The 25,280-nt window shown below is 38.4% G+C and carries 20 protein-coding genes, 1 pseudogene and 2 other annotated features; of the genes and pseudogenes, 3 read left to right on the top strand and 18 right to left on the bottom strand.

The genetic code is table 11. The features are described 5' to 3' along the window. Positions 1-45: 45 nt before the first annotated feature. Both alaS and AC1DIT_RS13835 read right to left on the bottom strand, forming a co-directional pair. On the bottom strand, positions 46-2,688 hold the full coding sequence (gene alaS, locus AC1DIT_RS13840) for an alanine--tRNA ligase (protein ID WP_476998237.1): 2,643 nt from the start codon (positions 2,686-2,688) through the stop codon (positions 46-48). Positions 2,689-2,741: 53 nt separating this feature from the next. Next, positions 2,742-2,959: a binding site (T-box leader), on the bottom strand. 45 nt (positions 2,960-3,004) lie between these two features. After that, positions 3,005-4,081, bottom strand: a complete 1,077-nt coding sequence (locus AC1DIT_RS13835; protein ID WP_170927957.1) for an AI-2E family transporter — start codon at positions 4,079-4,081, stop codon at positions 3,005-3,007. A 165-nt stretch (positions 4,082-4,246) separates the two neighbouring features. Here AC1DIT_RS13835 and AC1DIT_RS13830 point away from each other — a divergent pair, with 165 nt between their 5' ends. Continuing rightward, positions 4,247-4,459 carry a hypothetical protein gene (locus AC1DIT_RS13830; RefSeq protein ID WP_016116433.1) on the top strand — a complete coding sequence of 71 codons (213 nt, stop codon included), beginning with the start codon at positions 4,247-4,249 and terminating at the stop codon, positions 4,457-4,459. A 46-nt stretch (positions 4,460-4,505) separates the two neighbouring features. Here AC1DIT_RS13830 and AC1DIT_RS13825 read toward each other — a convergent pair whose 3' ends face one another. The 7 genes from AC1DIT_RS13825 to cymR all read right to left on the bottom strand — a co-directional run bounded on the left by AC1DIT_RS13825 (position 4,506) and on the right by cymR (position 10,925). Then, a complete protein-coding gene (locus tag AC1DIT_RS13825) occupies positions 4,506-4,634 on the bottom strand; it encodes a YrzQ family protein (protein WP_001102898.1) in 129 nt (42 codons plus the stop codon). Between the two features lie 19 nt (positions 4,635-4,653). Continuing rightward, positions 4,654-4,842 carry a hypothetical protein gene (locus AC1DIT_RS13820; protein WP_000490499.1) on the bottom strand — a complete coding sequence of 63 codons (189 nt, stop codon included), beginning with the start codon at positions 4,840-4,842 and terminating at the stop codon, positions 4,654-4,656. Between the two features lie 141 nt (positions 4,843-4,983). Then, positions 4,984-7,320, bottom strand: coding sequence for an SF1B family DNA helicase RecD2 (gene recD2, locus AC1DIT_RS13815; protein WP_016116435.1), 2,337 nt, complete (start codon positions 7,318-7,320; stop codon positions 4,984-4,986). A 102-nt stretch (positions 7,321-7,422) separates the two neighbouring features. Then, complete coding sequence (locus AC1DIT_RS13810) at positions 7,423-8,082, bottom strand: tetratricopeptide repeat protein (protein ID WP_016116436.1); 660 nt, start codon at positions 8,080-8,082, stop codon at positions 7,423-7,425. Positions 8,083-8,195: 113 nt separating this feature from the next. Beyond that, the gene (mnmA, locus tag AC1DIT_RS13805) at positions 8,196-9,311 is read right to left on the bottom strand and encodes a tRNA 2-thiouridine(34) synthase MnmA (protein ID WP_016116437.1); all 1,116 of its coding nucleotides are present in this window, start codon (positions 9,309-9,311) and stop codon (positions 8,196-8,198) included. A 16-nt stretch (positions 9,312-9,327) separates the two neighbouring features. After that, positions 9,328-10,473: a cysteine desulfurase family protein gene (locus tag AC1DIT_RS13800; RefSeq protein ID WP_016116438.1), complete on the bottom strand. Its 1,146-nt coding sequence runs from the start codon at positions 10,471-10,473 to the stop codon at positions 9,328-9,330. Positions 10,474-10,508: 35 nt separating this feature from the next. After that, entirely contained in the window at positions 10,509-10,925 is a 417-nt protein-coding gene (gene cymR, locus AC1DIT_RS13795) for a cysteine metabolism transcriptional regulator CymR (protein ID WP_476998236.1), read from the bottom strand. Positions 10,926-11,225: 300 nt separating this feature from the next. On the opposite strand from cymR, the gene AC1DIT_RS13790 reads away from it, so the two are divergent. Both AC1DIT_RS13790 and AC1DIT_RS13785 read left to right on the top strand, forming a co-directional pair. Further along, entirely contained in the window at positions 11,226-12,512 is a 1,287-nt protein-coding gene (locus AC1DIT_RS13790) for a replication-associated recombination protein A (protein ID WP_016116439.1), read from the top strand. A gap of 37 nt (positions 12,513-12,549) precedes the next feature. Continuing rightward, positions 12,550-13,200 (top strand): RsfA family transcriptional regulator, encoded by a 651-nt coding sequence (locus tag AC1DIT_RS13785; protein ID WP_016116440.1) that lies wholly within the window; start codon positions 12,550-12,552, stop codon positions 13,198-13,200. A 399-nt stretch (positions 13,201-13,599) separates the two neighbouring features. On the opposite strand, the gene AC1DIT_RS13780 is transcribed toward AC1DIT_RS13785, so the two are convergent. The 9 genes and pseudogenes from AC1DIT_RS13780 to AC1DIT_RS13740 form a co-directional block, all read right to left on the bottom strand. Then, positions 13,600-14,367, bottom strand: coding sequence for a tRNA threonylcarbamoyladenosine dehydratase (locus AC1DIT_RS13780; protein WP_000903174.1), 768 nt, complete (start codon positions 14,365-14,367; stop codon positions 13,600-13,602). Between the two features lie 411 nt (positions 14,368-14,778). Beyond that, on the bottom strand, positions 14,779-16,554 hold the full coding sequence (aspS, locus tag AC1DIT_RS13775; RefSeq protein ID WP_016133264.1) for an aspartate--tRNA ligase: 1,776 nt from the start codon (positions 16,552-16,554) through the stop codon (positions 14,779-14,781). 12 nt (positions 16,555-16,566) lie between these two features. Further along, positions 16,567-17,838 (bottom strand): histidine--tRNA ligase, encoded by a 1,272-nt coding sequence (gene hisS / locus AC1DIT_RS13770; protein ID WP_016116443.1) that lies wholly within the window; start codon positions 17,836-17,838, stop codon positions 16,567-16,569. A 69-nt stretch (positions 17,839-17,907) separates the two neighbouring features. Further along, positions 17,908-18,139, bottom strand: a binding site (T-box leader). 54 nt (positions 18,140-18,193) lie between these two features. Beyond that, positions 18,194-18,370, bottom strand: coding sequence for a hypothetical protein (locus tag AC1DIT_RS13765; RefSeq protein ID WP_003200475.1), 177 nt, complete (start codon positions 18,368-18,370; stop codon positions 18,194-18,196). A gap of 191 nt (positions 18,371-18,561) precedes the next feature. Next, positions 18,562-19,002 carry a D-aminoacyl-tRNA deacylase gene (gene dtd, locus AC1DIT_RS13760; RefSeq protein WP_016116444.1) on the bottom strand — a complete coding sequence of 147 codons (441 nt, stop codon included), beginning with the start codon at positions 19,000-19,002 and terminating at the stop codon, positions 18,562-18,564. 17 nt (positions 19,003-19,019) lie between these two features. Then, the gene (relA, locus tag AC1DIT_RS13755; RefSeq protein WP_016116445.1) at positions 19,020-21,206 is read right to left on the bottom strand and encodes a GTP diphosphokinase; all 2,187 of its coding nucleotides are present in this window, start codon (positions 21,204-21,206) and stop codon (positions 19,020-19,022) included. A gap of 213 nt (positions 21,207-21,419) precedes the next feature. After that, complete coding sequence (locus tag AC1DIT_RS13750) at positions 21,420-21,932, bottom strand: adenine phosphoribosyltransferase (RefSeq protein WP_016116446.1); 513 nt, start codon at positions 21,930-21,932, stop codon at positions 21,420-21,422. Positions 21,933-21,979: 47 nt separating this feature from the next. After that, positions 21,980-24,319: a single-stranded-DNA-specific exonuclease RecJ gene (gene recJ / locus AC1DIT_RS13745; RefSeq protein WP_033671517.1), complete on the bottom strand. Its 2,340-nt coding sequence runs from the start codon at positions 24,317-24,319 to the stop codon at positions 21,980-21,982. Positions 24,320-24,438: 119 nt separating this feature from the next. Next, positions 24,439-25,200, bottom strand: a pseudogene (locus AC1DIT_RS13740) (cation diffusion facilitator family transporter); the annotation flags it as partial. Positions 25,201-25,280 lie beyond the last annotated feature (80 nt).

The raw sequence follows: 25,280 nt of genomic DNA, 5'->3' as shown, positions 1-25,280 counted from the left end.
GGAGAAGAACTTCTCCTCTCCCTACCATTGTACACTACTATCTCTTTATTTTGAAACAGATTTAACGTACTCTTGTACAAATGCTAAAGCTTCCTCTACTTGTGCTGGATTTTTACCGCCTGCTTGAGCCATGTCAGGACGGCCGCCACCGCCACCGCCACAACGAGAAGCTACTTCTTTCACAAGTTTACCTGCATGGTAACCTTGACTAATTAAATCTTTCGTTACACCCGCTAAAATATTTACTTTATCGTCATTTACAGACACTAATACAACAACTGCAGACTCTAATTTATTTTTAAGGTCATCCATCATTGTACGTAAGTTGTTCATATCTGCAACATTTACTTTCGCCGCTAATACGTTCACGCCATCAACTGTCATTACTGAATCAGTTAGGTTTCCAGCTTCGATATTGCTTAATTTCGCAGCAAGAGATTCGTTTTCTTTTTGAAGTTGTTTTACTTCAGCAAATAAACCATCAACTCTTGTTAAAATATCTTTCGGATTTGTTTTCATTTTTCCTGCTGCTTCTTTTAATAAACCTACTTGATCGTTCATTAATTCGTATGCAGATTTACCAGTTACCGCCTCAATACGACGTGTTCCTGCACCGATACCAGACTCAGCAACGATTTTGAAAATACCGATAGAAGCTGTGTTATCAACGTGACAACCACCGCAAAGCTCTAAGCTGTAATCGCCTACTTGTACAACACGTACAACATCGCCGTATTTTTCACCGAATAATGCCATTGCGCCCATTTCTTTTGCTTCTTCGATTGCTTTTTGAGAAATCGCAACATCAATACTTTCCCAAATTTTTTCGTTTACAATACGCTCAATTTTTTCTAATTCGTCAGCTTGTACTTGACCGAAGTGAGAGAAGTCAAAGCGTAGGCGTTCTGATGTTACAAGAGAACCGGCTTGGTTAACATGTGTTCCAAGTACATCTTTTAATGCTTGGTGTAAAATATGCGTTGCTGTATGGTTTTTCACAACACTGCTACGGTTCTTCGTATCAATAATAGCTTTTACAGCTGCTTCTTTTGTTAACGTTCCTTCTTCCACCACTATTTTGTGTAAGTTTTGACCATTTGGTGCTTTTTGTACGTCTTTTACAAGAACTTTTACGCCGTCAGCAAGAAGATAACCACGGTCTGCAATTTGCCCACCACTCTCAGCGTAGAATGGCGTTACATCAAGCATTAATTGTCCTTCTTCACCTGCTTGTAGGCTATCTGTGTACTCACCATTTTTCACAAGTGCAACAACGTTACTTTCTGTTGCAACTGTACCGTAACCAACGAATTCGCTCGCTACTTTAACTTCACCAAGTACACCGCCTTGAACTTGCATAGAATCAACGTCTTGACGAGCAGCACGTGCACGCTCACGTTGTTTTTCCATTTCATTTTCAAAGCCTGCTTGATCAACTGTCATACCAGCTTCTTCTGCATATTCTTCTGTTAATTCAATTGGGAAACCGTACGTGTCGTATAGACGGAACGCATCTACGCCAGAAATAACAGTTGTTTTTTCTTCTTTCGCTTTTGCAATTACTTCAGCTAAAATTGCTTCGCCATCATGAAGTGTTTCATGGAAACGCTCTTCTTCATTCTTCACAACTTTTGCAATAAAGTCTTTCTTTTCAAGAACTTCTGGATAGAAGTCTTTCATTACTTCGCCAACAACCGGTACTAATTCAAACATGAATGGACGGTTAATGTTTAATTTCTTCGCATAACGTACAGCACGGCGTAATAAACGACGTAATACATAACCACGGCCTTCGTTAGAAGGAAGAGCTCCATCACCTACAGCGAATGTTACTGTACGAATATGGTCAGCAATTACTTTAAACGCCATATCTTTTTCTACATCGCCACCGCGATACTTCTCACCAGAAATTGATTCTGTTGCACCAATCATTGGCATAAATAGGTCTGTATCAAAGTTTGTAGGTACATCTTGAACGATAGATGTCATACGCTCTAGACCCATCCCTGTATCGATGTTTTTCTTTGGAAGTGGCGTATATGAGCCATCCGGATTATGGTTAAATTGAGAGAATACAAGGTTCCATACTTCTAAGTAACGTTCGTTTTCTCCACCTGGATACAACTCAGGATCTCTAAARTCGTTACCGTAAGCTTCACCGCGGTCATAGAAAATCTCTGTGTTCGGTCCACTTGGTCCTTCACCAATATCCCAGAAGTTTTCTTCTAAACGAATGATGCGCTCTTTCGGAACACCCATTTTCTCATTCCAAATTATAAATGCTTCTTCATCTTCTGGATGGATTGTTACAGATAGTAACTCTTTATCGAATCCAATCCATTTGTCGCTCGTTAAAAATTCCCAAGCCCATGTAATTGCTTCTTCTTTAAAGTAGTCACCAATTGAGAAGTTTCCTAACATTTCAAAGAATGTATGGTGACGAGCTGTTTTCCCAACGTTTTCAATATCGTTTGTACGAATTGATTTTTGTGCATTTGTAATACGTGGATTTTGCGGAATTACACGGCCATCAAAGTATTTCTTTAATGTCGCTACACCACTGTTAATCCATAAAAGAGATGGATCCTCATGTGGAACTAATGATGCACTCGGTTCAATTGCATGCCCTTTTTCCTCGAAAAAGTCTAAAAACATTTGACGAATTTGTGCTCCTGTTAACTGTTTCATCTATATTTCCTCCCTTAAGAAATTTCATAAAAACAAAAAACTCCCGTCCCTATAAAAGGGACGAGAGTTAACTCGCGATACCACCCTAATTATGAACCGATTTATACATTCTCGATTCATCACCTCATGGTGCCGTAACGTGGCAAGACGGCAGGGATTAGCTGCTCTCAGGATTAGCGTTCTGTCACCCTTCATTTAAAACTTCTTTCAGCCAGTGGAAGTTTCTCTCTAAAAATGGACTGTGACATACTCGTTCCGTCATCAATTTAAAATCATATGCTATATGCCAAAATTGTAGCGAATCCGTTTCCATTTGTCAATGTTTCCAGAGTGGCTTTATATGAACAATAACGGTTCGAATCACCGCTAAAATAGGAACCGATATTAAAAGACCTACAATTCCACCTATTTCTCCCCCAATTAGAAGAGCAAGCATAATAATAACAGGATGCATACGTAACGATTTCCCAACAATATACGGAGATAAAATGTTACTTTCAACAAATTGTAAAATGGCAAGTGCGATACCTGCTTTAATAAAAAGATTTGTGGATATCGTTGCGGCAATCATTAATGTCGGAATCGCTCCTAAAATAGGACCAAAGTACGGGATTATATCAGTAACTCCAACAATGATACCTAGTAATAGTGGATACTTCATACCAATAAACCAAAACGAAAGAGCAGACACGCCTCCTAAAACTAAACACACAAATAATTGCCCTCGAATATAACTTCCAAGTGACTTATCGATCTCCTTCGCTAACACTTGTCCTGTACTACGCCATTTACTCGGAACCATCTTCCAAAAAACATGATAAAATTCTCCATAATCTTTTAATATGTAGAATACAATGAATGGAATTAAAAAGATGATAAGCAATGAATCCAATACACCATGTGCTGTACTCATCACTTTATTTAATAACGCTTGTATCTTCATTTCAATTCCAATAAAAACTTGCGTTACTTTCTCATGAATAAACGATGGGAAATTGTCTGTCTGTTCTGTCACACCGTCCATCCAAGAATCATACATTTTCATAAACTGCGGGAATTGCTTATTGATTTCTTGTAGCTGCGCAATCACAACCGGTGTCCCTTTATAAATTCCATAACCGAGACCACCAAAAAAGAGAATATAAATAAGCAAAATCGCAAGTGTACGTGGCATTCCCTCTTTATATAATTTTTCAATTAAAGGATGCAGTAAATACGCGATGAAACAAGCAATTAAAAATGGTGTAATTGCTACTTTAAACACGAATATGATTGGCGCCCATAGTGGTTTAATTTTTAAAAAGACGAGCAAACATAAAAACACTAATAACAATAACCCTAATCGATAGATCCAAATAATTTTAAGATTCTTCAAGCGAAAAACCTCCTCCATCCTTATTTTGAAAAGAAATAGAGAAGGTTATGTGTAAAACTTTTAAAAAATTACTGGACTAAAATATTTCCATACAGACCATACTGTTTTAAAAAAACTTACATATATTTAACATCATACGGACAAGCACTTAGGTCAGCTCGCAAATATGTGAGGAGGAATAAAATGGTTTGGCTTATGTTAATTCTTTCAACACTTTTCATGATACTAGAATGGATCTGTATTGGCTTTGGTATTTGGAAGGGACTCTTCACGCGTTCAACACGAAAAGAACGTGCGAAACAGCTGTGGTATTACGGAGTTCTTGGTATTGGATGTTACGGACTTTCTTATCTTTTTTCTGAAATTGGACTTTTTTATTTCTATACGAGCACATGAAAAAACTCCCTGAGAATTAAGGGAGTTTTTCACTTTATAGAAATGATTATAAATAAGACTTAATCATTTTGCGTGCTCTTTTCATATTACGTTTGGAAAACACATCTTGTTTACGTGCATATTGATATGCCGCAGCTCCAATACCTAATGCGATTAATGAATTGCGTACGTTCAAAGTAAATCCCCCTTTTTGACTATCCGATGGTTCGTTCATTCTCATCAAATAAATCATCAAGAGAACTAAGCGATCCATCTTCTTCTACTTGATGCGTATGGATTTTCCCCTTTGAAACCGATAATTCAATATAACAATTCCAGCAATAAAATTGGTTGACACCTATTTTTCCAATGTCTTTCCCTTTGCAATTTGGACAACTGAACATATGGCTTTCATCTCCTTACAGTCTCCCAGATTCTATTCGCCATTATGTCCAAACTGCACTCATTTATACATACTAGAACTGCCTTACACTTTCAAAATAACGTTCTCTATATTGAAAGTTTCACTATATAATTTCACCTTGCTACATAAAATCATACGGTGAAATGTTTTCCACATCCATCTCCTGGCCATCAATCGTAACCATTTGCACTTCCCCTTTTGATTCCTGCAAGCGACCAGCTAACGTTGTTTGCCGCAGTGAATCATCAAGACGATTCACACCAGATTGAAAGGCTGATTCTTCTCCGCAAATAATTAGAAACTTTTTACTTCTCGTAATACCTGTATAAATTAAATTACGGCGTAACATGCGGTAATAGCTCTTTACAATCGGCATAATTACAATTGGAAATTCACTTCCTTGTGACTTATGAATTGAACAACAATACGCATGTGTAATTTGATTTAAATCTGGCTTTATATACGTTACTTCAATCCCATCGAACGAAACAACAACCATATCTTGTTTCTCCACATTTTCCTTTGCATAAAATACAGAAACAATTTCTCCAATGTCACCATTAAACACTTGGCTTTCTGGTTGATTTACGAGCTGCAATACTTTATCACCCGTTCGATACACAACATCACCGTAGGCAATTTCTCTACTCTTTTCTTTCTTCGGATTAAATACTTCTTGGAGTGCTTCATTTAGCACATTAATACCTGCCGGACCGCGATACATAGGCGCTAACACTTGGACATCTCTTGCATTAAACCCTTTCGTCTTCGCGTTTTCACATACTTGTTTTACAACCTCAACAATTTGAGCACCTGAGCAACCAATAAACGAACGATCTTTTTTATTTTGTGCTAAGTCTGGTGGCAGCGTACCATTTTTTATCGCATGGGCAAGCCGAATAACGGATGACCCTTCTGCTTGACGGTAAATCTCTGTTAACTTCACTGTCGGAATTGCACCAGCATCTAATAAATCTTTCAAAACTTGTCCAGGCCCTACAGAAGGTAATTGATCTTCATCACCTACAACAATTACTTGAATGCTTGTTGGTAATGATTTAAACAATTGATTTGCGAGCCAAATATCAACCATTGAAAACTCATCAATAATAAGTAACTTTCCTTGTACAGGGTCCGTTTCATTACGCTGGAAAGATCCTTCTGGCGTCCAACCAAGTAAACGATGAATCGTACAAGCAGGAAGCCCTGTTGACTCACTCATCCGCTTCGCAGCGCGGCCTGTCGGAGCTGTTAACAGAATCGGAAACGGATTATCATCACTGTAATCTTTCGGGCTTAATGATAAACCATGCAAGGAAGCATACATTTCGACAATTCCTTTAATAACGGTCGTCTTCCCTGTACCAGGTCCGCCGGTTAATAACATCATCGGCTTATGAAGCGCAGTTTGAATTGCCTCTTGTTGAAGCGGCGCATACTGTACTTTTAGCTGCTCTTCAATTTTCCCTAACGTTAATAATACTTCCGCTTCAGGAAATGAAGGCGTCTCTTCTTGGTTCATGAGACGGCGGATTGATTTGACAACGCCTTTTTCGGAATAGAATAACGAAGCTAAATAAATGCGGTCTTCTTCTATAATGATTTTCCCTTCACCTTGCATCATTTCAACGCATTGCAAAATATCTTCTTCCGTCACATTACCCTCTTGATTATTTAAAAGCGATACGGTTTCTCGAACTAGTTGACCTTTTTCCATAAACACATGACCTTCTTGGAGCGAAACATTTTCTAACGTATAGAAACATCCTGCTCTCACACGATCATTATGGTTACCAGATATCCCTAGCGCTCGTCCTATATCGTCAGCTCTTCCAAAACCGATGCCATCGACTTCTTCAATCAACTGATATGGATTATTTCGAATCACTTCAAGCGTCATTTCTTTATACTGCTGATAAATCTTAATCGAGAGCTTCGTCCCAAAACCATAACCATTTAAAAAGCTCATGACCTTTTCAAGCCCTTGGTGTTCAATAATTGTGTCATAAATTTCTTGCGCTTTCTGCTTGTTTACAACACCTTCTAATGCAGCAGGGTCGTCCATAATTTTAGAAATCGCATGTTCTCCGAGATGATCAACAATCTTTTCTGCTGTTCGCTTCCCAATTCCTTTAAATAAATCACTCGCTAAATATTGCACCATACCTGTTTTTGTTTGAGGTAATTCTTTTTTAAATGTTTCAACTAAGTATTGCTTTCCGTACTTTGGGTGGTCTTTAAAGTGACCGGTCAATGTAAATACTTCATCTTCATGCATACGGGGAAAGTGACCGTTGATCATCACTTTTTTTTCGTCGTATGTTTCATTTGTTTCAATGATTTTCATACTGACAACGGAATAGAGGTTTTCTTCGTTGTGGAAAATGGTATGAAGAACTTGTGCTTTTATAAATTTTTGCTCTTCCTCAAACAAATCCATTGCATGTTGATTTCCCATGTTTCCTCTCCTTTCCGATTTCTCTCAATCTAACGAGCAGTAAAGCCCCCACCTCTCTACTTATCATTAGATGAGGGGTAACTGCGCGTTAAGGTACGATTTCTATTCGGCTTCTTGCTCTAATAAACGAATGCCATTCCCTGCTAAAAAGTGATCTGGTTGAATTTCAGTCGCCTTCTTAAATAAAGCAAGTGCTTTCTCATTATTTTCCTCAAACACGTACGCAACACCTAAATTATAGTACGCATCTGCATGTTCTGCATCCATTTGTAAAACCTTTTCAAAATAAGGTTTCGCTTCCTGAATATGTTCTAGTCGTGCAAAGCATAATCCGCATTGGAATACCGCTTCTACATCCGCCCTATCTAATTCAGTTGCTCTTTGTAAAAATGGCAGTGCAAGACGATCATTTCCAAGCTGTACATACGTAATCCCTAGCATAAATGTCACATCAGCTGATTGTAATCCAGCTTGCATCGCTTGCTCAAATGCAGCTTTTGCTTCTGTAAATTGCTCTTGTCCATAATATATGCTTCCAATCCCATAATAGGCAGTAGCTGATTTTTCATCTAATTCTAATGCGCGTTTATAAAATAAAATCGCACGTTCGCTATCTCCTAACACATCTAATAAATTCGCAAAGTTAATGTATCCAAGTGCATCTTTCGGATTTTCTTCAATTGCCTCTGTAAAATTTTTAGCTGCTTCTTCCCAGTTTCCTTCTTGCATATATTGAATGCCTGCTTCAAGCTTATTTGACATGTTCTTCACCTCTACAACAAATTATAACAAATAATCTATTTTCCAAGCGAACAAAAATTCGCTGTTATGAAAAAGAAACCTCTAACCGCTAATCGGCAGAGGCTTCTCTTTTTTCATCCTAAATAGTCTAGTTTCTTACCACTACGGTATACTTCATCAATTGTAGCACCGCCTAAGCATTCATCTCCATCATAGAAAACAACTGCTTGTCCTGGCGTAATCGCACGAATTGGTTCATCGCAAAGAATACGAACTGTATTATCATCAACGATTTGAACCGTTACCTTGTTATCCTCTTGACGATAACGGAATTTCGCTGTGCACTTAAATTCCTTTTCTTTCGCTCTGTTGCTTACCCAACCTATATTCGTAGCAATGACTTCATCACCATATAAAAGCTCATTGTGGAATCCTTGATCAACATATAAAATATTTTCTTTCAAGTTTTTCCCAACAGCGAACCAAGGATCACCATTACCACCAATACCAAGACCATGACGTTGTCCAATTGTATAGTACATCAAACCGTCATGTTTCCCTTTCACTTCGCCAGATAATGTTTGCATTACACCTGGCTGAGCTGGTAAGTAGTTACTTAAGAAATCTTTAAAGTTACGCTCACCAATAAAGCAGATACCTGTGCTATCTTTTTTCGTCGCTGTTGCTAAACCAGCTTCTTTTGCCATTTCACGAATTTGCGGTTTCTTTAACTCACCAAGTGGGAACATCGTTTTTGATAATTGCTCTTGGCTTAATTGATTTAAGAAGTATGTTTGATCCTTATTATCATCAACGCCGCGTAGCATTTTATATTCGCCATCGATATAAGCAACACGTGCATAATGACCTGTCGCTACATAATCGGCACCAAGCGCAATCGCATGCTCTAAAAAGGCTTTAAATTTAATTTCTTTGTTACACATTACATCTGGGTTTGGCGTACGACCAGCTCGGTACTCATCTAAAAAGTACGTAAATACTTTATCCCAATATTGTTTTTCAAAGTTTACTGCATAATAGGGGATACCGATTTGATTGCACACTTCGATTACATCATTGTAATCTTCCGTTGCTGTACAGACACCATTCTCGTCTGTATCATCCCAGTTTTTCATAAAAATCCCGATTACATCATAACCTTGCTCTTTTAATAAAAGAGCTGCTACAGATGAATCGACACCACCAGACATCCCAATGACAACGCGCGTTTCGTGAGGTAGTTTGTTCATCATGTCACCTCCCATGCTATTTTTGTGTTAACCGCTTCACGATTTTCACTGTTTCGTACGCTGCTTTTTCCACTTGTTCTTTCGTATTACCAAGACCAAAGCTAAAACGTACGGATGAACGTATTTGATCGGAATCTTTTCCAAACATCGCCACTAACACATGCGATGGATCAATAGAACCAGCTGTACATGCAGAACCACTTGATACTGCAATACCTGCTAAGTCTAAGTTTACAAGAAACGGCTCAATATCCATTCCTGTGAAACTTACATTAAACACATGTGGTAAGCGATATTCTAAGTTTCCGTTTACCTCGAAAGTAATGTCTTCTTTTTGAAAGACAGATACCATTATATCTTTAAATCCTTCATATTGGGCAATTTTTTGCTCACGCGTTGATTCTGCCAACTTAACAGCTTGCTCTAGCCCAACGATGCTAGGTACATTCTCAGTACCTGCACGACGTTTTCGCTCTTGCTCCCCGCCCGTTAATAACGGTTCAAACTTCACTTGCGCGCTAGCATATAAAAAACCTACACCTTTTGGACCATTAATTTTATGAGCTGAGATTGATAATAAATCAATGCCTAACTCTTTCACATCAATTGCTGTTAAACCGTAGGCTTGTACAGCATCCGTGTGAAAATARGCGTGATGTTCTTTTAACAGTTCTCCAATTTCTGCAATCGGTTGAACCGTTCCAACTTCATTATTTCCAAACATAACAGATACGAGAATCGTTTCATCTGTTAACGCCTCTTTTACATCAGAAACTTGAACACGACCTGTTTCATCAACCGGTAAATACGTCACCTCAAAGCCTTCTCGCTCTAACGCTTCACATGTATGCAAAATAGCGTGATGTTCAATCTGCGTCGTAATAATATGATTTCCTTTATTGCGGTTTGCACGTGCCACACCTAAAAGTGCTAAATTATCAGCCTCCGTACCACCGCCTGTAAAAATAATTTCATTTGGATTTGCATGAATGCTACGTGCACAAACGCGTCTTGCTTCATCTACCGCATGGCGCGTTTGGCGTCCATAGAAATGAATACTAGACGGATTACCAAATATTTCTGTCATATATGGAATCATCTTTTCGACTACTTCTGGGTGAGCCGGAGATGTCGCAGCATGATCTAAGTAAATGCGTTCCATCAGATCTCCTTCTTTCCAAATCGTTTCACAAGGAATTAAATGTAAAACATATAACCCCCATGATTCTCTTCCTCATAACGTACTAAATCTTCTAGAGTTGTACTATCTAATACTTCTTGTACTGCATCACGAACACRCATCCACAACTGGCGCTGCGCTGGTTCTTCCTCTTCTATCATTTCAACAACGCTAATTGGGCCTTCTAAAACACGAATTACATCGCCAGCCGTAATATTAGCTGGTTGGTCAGATAATACATAACCACCATATGCACCACGCGTACTTTTTACAAGACGAGCGTTACGAAGTGGAGAGATTAATTGTTCTAAGTAATGTTCAGATAGGTCATGCGCTTGCGCAATTGATTTTAAAGAAATTGGACCCTCACCAAACTTCTTCGCAAGATCAATCATAATTGTTAAGCCGTAACGGCCTTTCGTTGAAATTTTCATCTATTTCGCACCTCTTTTCAAAATTTCACTTCTATTAATTAAATCTTTATTCGTAAGAAGAACACAATTTTAAAATCAAAATCCTATGAAATTATAGCATAATATAGTATTATAAGAAATTTCAACTTATGTATCAAAATGATAACATAAAATCACATTGAAAAACTCGGCAATTATTACAACAAAGAGAAGAATGAAAAAATTAAGCAGAATTACTTATAAATACAGTAGCATATTTCAATTTTCCATAAAAAAGATGATACCATAGAATGAGATTACATATTAAGGGAGACGGTCATAATGAAACAACCACTCGCACACCGAATGCGTCCGACAAATATTAAAGAAATAATTGGTCAAGAGCATTTAGTTGGTGAAGGGAAAATTTTATGGCGAATGGTTCAGGCAAACCATTTCCAATCGATGATTTTATACGGGCCACCCGGAACTGGAAAAACATCGATTGCTAGTGCAATTGCCGGCAGTACAGGGACGCCCTTTCGCCTATTAAATGCTGTTACTCATAATAAAAAAGACATGGAAGTTGTCGTGCAAGAAGCAAAGATGCACCGCCACCTTGTTTTAATTTTAGATGAAGTTCACCGCTTAGATAAAGCAAAACAAGACTTCTTATTACCTCACTTAGAAAGCGGGCTTCTGACCTTAATTGGCGCAACAACAAGTAATCCATTCCATGCGATTAACTCTGCCATTCGTAGCCGATGTCAAATCTTTGAACTGCACGCACTAACAGAAAATGATATTTTAATCGGCTTAAAACGAGCGCTTGAAGATAAAGAAAAAGGTTTAGGTGAATATCATGTAACTGTTACAGATGAAGCAATGCGTCACTTTGCAAATGCCTCTGGCGGAGATATGCGCTCGGCTTATAACGCACTTGAACTTGCTGTTTTATCTAGCTTTACAACAGACGATCAATCAACCGAAATCACATTAGAAATTGCTGAAGAATGTTTGCAGAAAAAGAGTTTTGTTCACGACAAAGGCGGAGATGCTCATTATGATGTCCTATCTGCCTTTCAAAAATCAGTTCGCGGAAGCGATGTGAATGCTGCACTTCATTATTTAGCGCGCCTTATTGAAGCTGGTGACTTACAAAGTATCGGGAGACGTCTTCTTATTATGGCATATGAAGACATTGGACTGGCTAGCCCGCAAGCAGGTCCCCGTACACTTGCTGCGATTGAGTCGGCAGAACGTGTTGGTTTTCCAGAAGCTCGCATTCCGCTTGCCAATGCAGTTATCGAACTTTGTCTTTCTCCAAAATCAAATTCAGCATACAAGGCACTTGATGCAGCACTTCACGACTTGCGAAACGGACAAACTGGCGATATCCCAAGTCATTTAAAAGATAGTCACTATAAAGGTGCTGAATCATTAGGTAGAGGTATTGGATACTTATATCCACATGATTATCCAAATGGATGGGTACAGCAGCAATACTTACCAGATAAAATAAAAAACAAGCAATATTATAAGCCGAAAACAACGGGAAAATTCGAACAAGCACTTTCAGGCGTATATGAAAGATTGCAAAATCCGCATAAAAGCAAACCAAAAGGGTAATCTAAGCGAAAACGACATGATAATGGAGGTTTCGCTTATGAAAACGCGCCAAGATGCATGGACAAGAGAAGACGATCTCCTTTTAGCAGAAACCGTTTTACGACATATTCGCAGTGGAAGTACTCAGCTGAAAGCGTTCGATGAAGTTGGAGACAAATTAAACCGTACTTCAGCTGCTTGTGGTTTTCGCTGGAATGCTGAAGTCAGACAAAATTATGAGGATGCTGTACAGCTCGCTAAGAAGCAAAGAAAAGAGTTAAAGCGTTCGGAAGCAAATGTAGAAAAAGAGCAACTATTAAAGCTAAAACCAAAACAAAAAGTCGTAATTGATGCTGAATTTCCCGAAGCAATCGTTTCTAATAAACATTCTCTTACAATGCAAGATGTAATCTCATTCTTGCAAAACCTAGGGCATAATAATCTTCACTTAGAAAAGATACAAATTGAAAATGAAGACTTGCATACAAAGCTTGCCTCCTTACAAAAAACAAACGATGAACTAGAAGTCAAACTAGCATCTTTAACGAAAAAACAACAAGCAATCGAAGAAGATTATGCGATGCTTGTTAGAATTATGGACCGTGCCCGGAAGCTTGTGTTAGTAGATGAACAGCAAGATCAAATTGCACCTATTTTTAAAACGGATCAAAACGGGAATTTAGATATTATTTATACGGCTGAGAATTGAAATAGAGACGAGAGTAAAAACCTGCTCTCGTCTCCATTTTTATTTTTTGACTACTTAGACAAGCCTAGTAGATATTGATACTGCCAAGTTCTTTCATCCTCATAGCCATCCTTTTCTATAATTCTACCAAAACATGCCGCTTTTGCACTTTAAAAAACGAATGATGCTAGCTCAAATAAAAATAAATTTAATTTTTTACAAAAAAAATTGTACATTTCAATATATCACCTTTTGTTCTTCATAGCGGCGACTTATGTTAGAAAATCAAAATGGATATATACAATCAATATGATAGTTATTTTATGATATTTAGTTGCACTTGAGTTAATTGTATTACCTATTGAGAGATTTTACTAAAAAAGTGTATACCTCATTAGAGGTATACACTTTTTCTATCCCTTATTCTTGTCCTACACGCTTTACTTCTACATTCTTTATACGTTCACGCACCACATGACTCGCCATAATTAAACCGGCAACAGATGGTACGAATGCGTTTGAGGAAGGTGGTAATTTCGCTTTACGAATTTTTGCGTTTTCGTCTGGAACGATTTCTTTACGAACCTCTTCACGAATCACGATTGGGTTTTCATCAGAGAATACAACTTTTACACCTTTTTTAATCCCTTCTTTACGAAGCTTCGTACGAATTACTTTCGCAATTGGATCTGTATGTGTTTTTGAAATATCCGCAATACGGAAACGAGTTGGGTCCATTTTATTTGCTGCACCCATACTTGAGATGATTTTAATTTTGCGTCGCAAGCATTGTTTAATTAAATGAATTTTGAACGTAATYGTATCAGATGCATCYACTACGAAATCTAAACCRTGTTTAAAGAACTCTTCGTATGTTTCATCTGTATAGAACATTTCTAATCCAATTACTTCACAGTCTGGATTAATATCAGCAATACGCTCTTTCATTAATTCTACTTTTGAACGACCTACAGTAGAAAGTAATGCATGGATTTGGCGGTTAACGTTTGTAATATCAACAACGTCTTTATCAACTAATACAAGACGTCCTACACCAGAACGTGCTAACGCTTCTGCTGCAAAGGAACCTACGCCGCCAATTCCTAAAATTCCAACTGTACTATTTTTTAATATTTCAAGACCTTCTTTTCCGAAGGCTAATTCATTACGCGAAAATTGATGTAACATTCAGCTCTACACTCCTATTACAAAAATGGTCTACCATGATGTATTCTAGCGTTTTTCCGACTATTTGTATAGAAAAAGTTATAGAATTCCTAAAAATACATATTCAAAAAAAATTACAGGAAATTGAATTGTTCCAGCCCTAAACAAATCTAGGGAATATAAAAAATGTGCCAGCTATCTGAACCGGACTTTTTTAACTTCCTCTTCCCATCCACGTTTTAAAAAGGAGGATCCAGAGAGCCGAGCAATTCGAGGCGCTGACGCCAGGAGGAGCGGAGTGTAGGATTACTTACACGAGCACCGGACTGGCGACGCAACGAAGAAATGCGACCGCTATCTGAACCGGAATTTTTTAACTTCCTGTCTAAAAAAAGCCTAGATAGGTTTAGTATAACCATCTAGGCTCCGCTCTTACTTCTCTTCTTTTACGTTTAATTGTAAGTATAGCTCTTCAAGCTGCGCTTCTGCAACTGGGCTTGGCGCATCCGTTAATAAGCAGCTTGCACTTGCTGTTTTCGGGAATGCGATTGTATCGCGAAGGTTTGTACGACCTGCAAGTAACATAACAAGACGGTCTAAACCTAATGCGATTCCGCCATGTGGTGGTGTACCATATTCGAACGCTTCTAATAAGAATCCGAATTGTTCTTGCGCTTCTTCTTGAGAGAATCCAAGAGCTTTGAACATTTTTTCTTGTACATCACGCTCATAAATACGAAGTGACCCACCACCAAGCTCATAACCGTTTAATACAAGGTCATATGCTTGTGCACGCGCTTTTTCTGGTGCTGTTTCTAATAACTCAACATCTTCACGGAATGGCATTGTGAATGGATGATGCGCTGCGAAGTAGCGATCAGCATCTTCATCATACTCAAGAAGCGGCCAATCTGTTACCCATAGGAAGTTAAATTTGCTTTCGTCAATTAACTCAAGTTCTTTACCTAAGCGTAAACGAAGTGCACCTAAGCTATCTGCAACAACGCTCTTCTTATCAGCAACGAATAATAATAAGTCACCAGCAGCCCCATCTAATGTGCTCATTAGTACGTTCGCATCTTCTTCACCGAAGAATTTCGCAATTGGTCCTTTTAAGCCATCCTCTTCAACTTTTAACCAAGCTAAACCTTTTGCTCCATATACTTTTACGAATTCAGTTAATGCATCAATGTCTTTACGAGAATATTTACCTGCTGCACCTTTTGCATTAATTGCTTTTACTTGCCCGCCGCTTTCTACAGCACTTGTGAACACTTTGAAGCCGCAATCTGCTGCAAACTCAGATAAATCAGTAAGTTCCATTGCAAAGCGTGTATCTGGTTTATCAGAACCGTAGCGAGCCATTGCATCAGCGTATGTCATACGAGGGAATGGTGTGTTAATTTCTACACCTTTCGCATCTTTCATAACTTTCGTCATCATGCGTTCCATCATTTCTAGAATTTCATCTTGTGTTAAGAATGATGCCTCGATGTCAATTTGTGTGAATTCTGGTTGACGATCCGCACGTAAATCTTCATCACGGAAACAACGTGCTACTTGGTAATAACGTTCAAATCCGCCGACCATAAGAAGCTGTTTAAATAGCTGCGGAGATTGAGGTAATGCATAAAATTCACCTTCATGCACACGGCTTGGTACTAAATAGTCACGCGCTCCTTCTGGCGTACTCTTTGTTAAGATTGGTGTTTCAACTTCTAAAAACTCTTCTGAATCTAAGAAGTTACGAATTGTTTTTGTCACGTCGTGACGCATTTTGAATGTGTTGTACATAACAGGGCGACGTAAATCTAAATAACGATATTTTAAACGAACATCTTCTGATGCATCTGTATCATCTGCGATAATAATTGGCGTCGTTTTCGCTGCATTTAATACATTTACTTTCGTTGCTTGTACTTCAATGCGTCCAGTTGCCATATTTTCATTAATCGCACCTTGACCACGTTCAACAACTGTTCCTTCTACGTGTAATACGTATTCGCTACGAATTGTTTCTGCTACTTCTAGTGCTTCTTTTGACGTTTCTGGATTAAATACAACTTGTACGATACCTGTACGGTCACGTAAGTCGATGAAAATGAGTCCGCCTAAGTCACGGCGTTTTTGTACCCAACCTTTTAATTGAACGGTTTGTCCAACTGCTTCTACTGTTACTTTTCCACATGCATGTGTTCTTTCAGCCATTGTTCGTTCCCCCTATATTAATTTTTCTGCTACATATGAAGCAAATACATCTAAAGCTACTTCTTCTTGTCCACCTGTTGCCATATCTTTTAAGTTGATGATGCCTTTATCTAGCTCATCTTCTCCTAATACAGCTACATATTTCGCATTTAGACGATCTGCTGATTTAAATTGCGCTTTCATTTTACGATCTAAATAATCTTTTTCAACTGATAATCCAGCTTTACGAAGATCAAATGCAATTTTTGCAGCATGATCTTTCGCTTTATCTCCAAGTGCTACAACGTAGCAATCAATGTTATGTTCAATTGGTAATTCAATATTTTCAGCTTTCAGTGCCATAATTAAACGCTCGATACTCATCGCAAAACCGATACCAGGCATTTCTGGGCCACCAATTTCTTGTACAAGCCCGTTATAGCGACCACCGCCACTTAATGTTGTAATCGCACCGAAACCTTCTGCTTCACTCATAATTTCGAAGACAGTGTGCTGATAGTAATCTAAACCGCGCACTAGGTTTGGATCTTTTTCAAATGGAACACCCATCATTGTTAATAACTCTTGTACTTTTTCATAGTACGTTGTTGATTCTTCGTTTAAGTATTCTGTAATAGACGGTGCTGTGCTCATTAATTCATGATCACGGTCCTTTTTACAGTCTAAAATACGAAGTGGATTTTTCTCTAAACGAGATTGGCAATCTGAACAGAATTCGCCGATGCGAGGCTCAAAGTGAGCGATTAACGCCTCACGGTGCGCTTGACGGCTCGCTGCATCACCTAAGCTATTTAGGACAACTTTAATGTTTTTTAATCCCATGCCGCGATAGAATTCTACAGCAAGTGCAATCACTTCCGCATCAATTGCTGGATCATTACTACCGATTGCCTCGATACCAAATTGTACGAATTGACGATAGCGACCCGCTTGTGGTCTTTCATAACGGAACATTTGACCGATGTAATATAATTTCGTTGGCTGTGTTGCATCACCATACATTTTATTTTCAACATAAGAACGTACAACAGGTGCAGTTCCTTCTGGACGTAATGTTAAGCTACGTTCGCCACGATCTTGGAATGAGTACATTTCTTTTTGTACGATATCTGTTGTATCACCAACACCGCGTAAAAATAATTCTGTATGCTCGAAAATTGGTGTACGAATCTCTTTATAGTTGTAACGACGGCAAATTTCGCGTGCTTGCCCTTCGATATACTGCCATAACTCAACTGTTCCTGGAAGAATATCTTGCGTTCCGCGTGGGATTTGAATAGACATATTCAGTTCCTCCTCAAATTGTTTTAATCTTATTAAAAATAAAAAAACTCCCGCCTCTACTGATTATCCAGTAGGGACGAGAGTATTATACCCGTGGTGCCACCCTAATTGAAGCACGTATGCTTCCACTTTTTTAATAACGCTTAAACTTGCGTTCAACCCCTACTAAGCATTTGTGCCGTTCAAGTTGAAACCTACAGAGTGTCATTCGATTAGTCATCATGTAGAAATGTTTTCAGCCTAAGACATTTCCTCTCTTTTCATGTGTATCTCATCTACTCTTCTCTATCATTGGTTCTCTTCATATGTAAATATAAAATTACTATACGTTTGTTCAGGGCGATTGTCAAGTGCACTAGGAGCGTTCAATCTGCTTCTTTAACCGTTTTACATCTTGCAATGAAATACCAAATTCAGATGCAAGCTCCATAGAGGTATTATTTTGTTCTCTTGCAATAAACTCATGAAAATTCACGTTAAATAATTGGTTTGCACCGTTTGTAACAGAGTGCCCTTTTTCGTTCATACGCATACATGTATCCCTCACAATCAATATGGATGTTTTTACTTCTATTGTTCCATATTGATTGTCCGGTTATACTCATAAATGACTAACGCTTATTTCATCAACAGGCTTTTATTATAAATTAGAAAAACATAACACGAACTATAAAGCTTATACATAAAAAAGAGAGGATTACAAAACCCTCTCTTCCACCACCATTATTTACTTTCTAAAATTAAGGTCACCGGACCATCATTAATTAAAGAAACATCCATCATTGCTCCGAACCTGCCCGTTTCCACGCGCAGTCCTCGTTTGCGCAGTTCTTCATTGAAGAAATCATACAAGTTCTCTGCGTAGTCTGGTTTCGCAGCATCCATAAAATTTGGGCGTCTTCCTTTACGGCAATCTCCGTACAATGTAAATTGTGAAATGGATAGAACTTGTCCCTCCATATCAAGGACAGAATGGTTCATCTTCCCATTCTCATCCTCAAAAATACGTAAATTCGCAACCTTCTCGGCAATATATGTTGCATCTTTTTCTGTATCTTCATGTGTAATGCCAACTAGCAATGTTAAACCGAACGGAATTTGCCCTACAATCTCACCATCTACTGTAACAGACGCTTCTTTTGATCGTTGCAAGACAACTCTCATATTTTATACACTCCCTATTAATGCATCATGCGGCGTACTGCATAAATTTCTGGAACTCTTTTAATACGCTCTACTACCTTTTTCAAATGATGTAAATTACGAATAGAAATGGACATATTGATCGTTGCCATTTTATTGCGGTCGCTTCTACCTGAAACAGCTGAAATATATGTTTTCGTCTCTGTTACAGCTTGCAGAACTTCATTTAGTAAGCCGCGGCGATCATAACCAGAAATTTCAATATCAACGTTATACTCAATCTCTTTTTCTGGACTACCTTCCCACTCTACTTCTAGTAAACGCTCCTTAGCTTCTTCTGTATGCACATTGACGCAATCACGACGGTGAATAGAGACACCTCGTCCTTTCGTAATGTATCCGACAATATCGTCACCTGGAACTGGGTTACAGCATTTCGATAAGCGAATTAATAAATTGTCAGCTCCACTTACTTTTACACCTGAATCCCATTTTCTGATTTTCATCGGTTTACGAACTTCTTTTACTTCCACAATATCTTGTTCTTCGTCACGCTGTTTGCGGAACTTGTCCGTTAGACGCGTTGCAATTTGTGCAGCCGTAATGCCGTTATACCCAACTGCCGCAAACATATCTTCTTCATTTGCAAAGTTGTATTTCTCAGCCACTCGCTTTAAATTGTCAGGTGCTAATATTTCTTTCATTTCATACTCTAAGCTACGCACTTCTTTTTCAACAAGCTCGCGACCTTTTTCGATGTTCTCATCTCGGCGCTGCTTTTTGAAGAATTGGCGGATTTTATTTTTCGCATGAGATGTTTGCGCAAGTTTTACCCAGTCCTGACTTGGTCCATATGAATGTTTAGATGTTAAAATTTCAATGATATCACCTGTTTTTAATTTATAATCAAGTGTTACCATTTTTCCGTTTACTTTTGCACCAATTGTTTTATTCCCTATTTCTGAATGGACACGGTAAGCAAAATCAATTGGAACAGAACCTAGTGGTAATTCCATGACGTCTCCTTTTGGTGTAAAGACGAATACCATATCAGAAAATAAATCAATTTTTAATGACTCCATAAACTCTTCTGCATTAGAAGCTTCATTTTGCCATTCTAATATTTGACGGAACCACGTTAATTTCTTCTCTAATGTGCCTGTTGTTTCTGCTGCTTTTCCTTCTTTATAAGCCCAGTGCGCTGCAATCCCGAATTCTGCGATTTCGTGCATTTCTTTCGTACGAATCTGCACTTCAAGTGGGTCACCTTTTGGTCCGATTACAGTCGTATGCAGCGATTGATATAGATTTGCTTTTGGCATTGCAATATAATCTTTAAAACGACCTGGCATCGGTTTCCAGCACGTATGAATAATCCCTAACACTGCATAGCAATCTTTAATACTATTTACAACAACGCGCACAGCTAGCAAATCATAAATTTCATTAAATTGTTTATTTTGAAGTGCCATTTTACGATAAATACTATAAATATGCTTTGGACGACCTGAAATATCAGGTTGAATCGCTACTTCTTTCAGTTTGTCACGAATACCCGTCATGACTTCATCTAAATATTCTTCACGCTCTGCACGTTTCCGCTTCATTAAGTTAACAATGCGATAGTATTGCTGCGGATTCAAATAGCGAAGCGATGTATCCTCTAGCTCCCATTTAATTGTATTAATTCCGAGTCTATGGGCTAAAGGTGCAAAAATTTCTAACGTTTCATTTGCGATGCGACGCTGCTTTTCTTGAGGCAAATGCTTAAGCGTACGCATGTTATGAAGACGGTCAGCTAATTTGATTAAAATAACACGAATATCTTGGGCCATCGCAATAAACATTTTGCGATGGTTCTCTGCTTGCTGTTGTTCATGAGATTTGTATTTAATTTTCCCAAGCTTTGTAACACCATCAACAAGCATGGCAATTTCTTTRTTAAATTCCCGTTCAATATCTTCTAGTGTAACCTCGGTATCTTCTACTACATCATGTAAAAAACCTGCCGACACTGTAGATGGATCCATGTGTAAATCGACTAAAATACCTGCAACTTGAATCGGGTGAATAATATATGGTTCGCCCGACTTTCTATACTGTTCGCTATGTGCATTACGTGCATATTCATAGGCACGTGCCACCAGCTCAATATCATCGTCCGCTAAATATTGACTTGCCTTCTCGAGTACCTGTTCAGCTGTTAGTACTTGCTCATTTGCCATCGAATCACCTTTTATTGAAAATTGACTTTTCACTTACTCATTAGAATAAATTTTATTCTATCATTATAACCTAATGATTGTGAATTGTGAAAAGGAAAAGATTTTACTGATATTTCACCATACTTTTTTGTACAATTATACAAAAGTACCCGCTCCTCTCCAAGAGATTCACGGGTACTTTTTTCTATCGCCGTAGTTTTATCTATATAATAATTAGTATTTTTCTAACACTAATACATCATAACCGTCTAACATTTTACGGCCATCTAAGTAAGTAAGTTCTACTAAGAATGCAATCCCTGCTACAATTCCGCCAAGCTCTTCAACTAGCTTAATTGTCGCTTCGATTGTTCCACCTGTAGCTAATAGGTCATCTGTAATTAATACGCGTTGACCTGGTTTAATTGCATCTTTATGGATTGTTAAAACATCTTTTCCATACTCTTTACCGTAGTCAACTGTAATTACTTCACGAGGTAATTTCCCTAATTTACGAACTGGTGCAAACCCTACTTCTAGCGCGTAAGAAACTGGGCAACCGATAATAAAGCCACGTGCTTCTGGCCCTACTACAAGGTCGATGTCTCTTTTTTCCGCATAAGCAACGATTTCATCTGTTGCTGCTTTGTATGCTTTCCCATCGTTCATTAAAGGTGTGATGTCTTTAAATACGATTCCTTCTTTTGGATAATCCGGTACAATTGCGATATGTTGCTTGAAATCCATATTTCTGAATCCTCCTCAGATATAAAAGGTCTGTAAATACAAGGCCTTTACCCTAACTGTTCTACTTCTTTATGATTACGAATCGCTTCAAACCATGTATATAGTTGTTGATATGTGCTATAAACCAACTCTTTTTCTAATTGAAGGTGGTTCATTTTCTCACGATATGTGTTCGATTCAATTAAATCACGCTTTTTCATTTCTTCTGCCATAAAAATGACACCGTCTTTTATTGTAACAAATTCTAACTCAAAAAACACCTGTGTCATGAAATTTACTGTGTCTTTTGACCAACCTTTATGACGACATAGTTGTTCCCCATATTGTCTTAAAGAAAATGGCGCTTTTTGATGTAAAAAAGAATAGTACCATTTAAAGTGCTCCCTTGTTGGAACTGTACTAAATAAATGATTATTCTCCTGATAAAACAGCGTATAAATTCGCGCTGGGAAGCCTGCCTTAAATAAACCACGCAATTCATCTGTTGACTTTGGTAAATCTAGCAAAACAATATAACGACTATCTAGCTCAGTCACTTCTGAAGCATGCATAAGTTGTTCTTTATATTCTTCTAAAGAAAATTTATTTAATACCTCTTCAGAAAAATACACCATTGTTATTTTTTCTCGCGAAAGTTCCGCTAAATTCGATTCCACATTACGCATGCTACGCCAATCAAATAATTGCCACGCATCTACCGCAATATCTTGAATCATAAGTTGTGGTTTTTTGAAATTATTCCATTCATTAATAGATGCCTCACCAACGACAGAAACGTGAGCAACTGGAGAAATTTCTTTCGCATAAGCTCCAAAACCAAATCCAATCGTGTCTAACGTCGCCTGTCCCCCGCGAAGTGCCATTTTCAAATGAGAACCATCAGATCCAATCGCACGAATACTTTCTAACTCCGCATCTCTAATTGCAATACGCGGCTTCGGATTTCCAACACCAAACGGTGCTAGCTTTTGCATTTCTTCAATTGCCGAAAGCGTCACATCCTCCACTTTGCAAATCGCATCAACTGTTGTAATCGGAGTAAAATCTTCAGACGTTAAAATCGCATCTGCTTGTTCATTTAAGCGGCGGCGCAGTTCATCCACATCATTCATATGAAGCGTCATTCCCGCTGCCATTGGATGGCCACCAAAGTGAGGTAACAATTCCCTACAATCTGATAAGTTTGCAAATAAATCAAATCCTGCAATACTACGAGCAGACCCTTTCGCTGTTTGCTTTTCAGGATCAATACATAACACGATTGTCGGACGATAAAAGCGTTCTACTAATTTAGAAGCAACAATCCCTATTACTCCTGGATTCCATCCTTCTTTCGCGAGCACTAACACTTTATTGTCCTCTGGCGGATAATTGTTTTCTACCTCTGCAATCGCCTCTTCTGTAATTTGCTTTACAATATCTTTTCGAAGCTTGTTCAGTTCATCAATTTCTTCAGCAAGCTCTTTCGCTTCTTCTGGATGTTCTGATAAAAGGAGGTGAACTGCCGGAGCCGCATCTTCTAAACGACCAATTGCATTAATACGCGGTGCAATTGAGAAACCAATGCTCTCTTCCGTAATCTCACTTTGTGAAACATTTGCTACTTTAAATAATGCTTTTAAACCAATATTTTTTGTCATTCGCATTTGTTTCAATCCACGCTGCACAAGCAATCTATTTTCACCATGAAGTGATACTAAATCGGCTACCGTACCAATCACTGCAATTTCTAATAAATGCTCCGGTACACGCCCAAGTAGTGCATGCGCTACTTTAAACGCAACACCAACGCCCGCTAAATAATGAAACGGGTACACACCACCCTTTAGCTTCGGATGAATAATCGCAAGTGCTTCTGGCAGTTCTGGCGGCGGCTCATGATGATCTGTAATAATAAGATCTATACCAAGCTCTTTTGCGATCTTAGCCTCATGGACTGCTGCGATACCTGTATCAACAGTAATGATAAGAGAAAATCCCGCACGGTGTGCCCAGCGAAATGCCTCTTCATTCGGTCCATACCCTTCAGTAAATCGGTTTGGAATATAGAACTCAACATCCGCACCTAGTTCTTGAAGAGCAAGGAACAACACAGTCGTACTACTTACACCATCTGCATCATAATCGCCAAATATTAAAATCTGCTCTCCATTTTGAATAGCTTTCCCTACACGTTCTACTGTACGATCCATTCCTTCAAGTAAAAATGGATCGTGAAACTCTTGCTGTCCTGTATTTAAAAAATCCATAATCTTATCTTCTGTATCTAAACCTCTACTGAGGAATAACGAAGTAACAAGCGGTGATAATTGCAATTTACTTGCTAATTCATTCACCAGCTCCTCATTAAATGACTTTTCTTTCCAACGCGTCTTCGGTTGTAACACGAAATCACCCCTTAACCTGTCCATTATACAAGACAGATTAAGGGGTGACAATATAATACAAGCTCTATTAGCTACGATTGAATATCTCCATAAACAGATAAATATTTACTTGTTTCGTATCAATCAAGAGAATACGGATTAATATGCACAAAAACATTTTGTACATTATCTTGTTTCATCAATACCTCTTTTACATGTTTCCCGATGCGATGCCCCTCTTCCACTGTGATATAGGGATCTACAGACACTTTAATATCAACAATGACATAATGACCGTGCTCTCTTGCATACAGAGAACCAATTTTTTTCACACCTTCCACTTGAAGGACTGCTTCTCTGAGTGGAATAACATCTTCTTCGTGAAGAACATGATCAAGTGTTGTATGGATTGCCTCTCCGCCAATACTCCACGCCATCTTCACAACAAGAAGAGAGACAAATAATCCTGCAACAGGATCAGCATATACAAGCCAATCTAAACCTATTTTATTCCCAATGATAGCTGCACAAATCCCGATTAAAGCTGCAATTGAGGAAAACACATCCGAACGGTGCTCATATGCATTTGCAATAATTGCATCACTGTTAACTCGTTTCCCTAATCGATACTTATACTGAAACATTCCTTCTTTCACCACGATAGAAAGGATAACCGCAAAAATTGTAATTCCCTTTGGTGGTTCCAGTTCCTGCGAGAAAGCCTTTACAGAAGAGATAGCAATCTCAATCCCTACAATAAATAATAAAACCGCAACAATAATAGCTGAAATCGATTCCGCTTTTCCATGACCGTAAGGATGATCTTCATCAGGTGGTTGCTTTGCCGCACGTAAACCGAAAAATACAGCCAGCGAGCCAACTACATCAGACGCTGAATGAACTCTTCATCAGGTGGTTGCTTTGCCGCACGTAAACCGAAAAATACAGCCAGCGAGCCAACTACATCAGACGCTGAATGAAC

Source organism: Bacillus sp. 05T22 (assembly GCF_056396765.1).
Note: the sequence above shows the minus strand (reverse complement) of the source record. Positions and strands in the feature narration are given on the sequence as shown.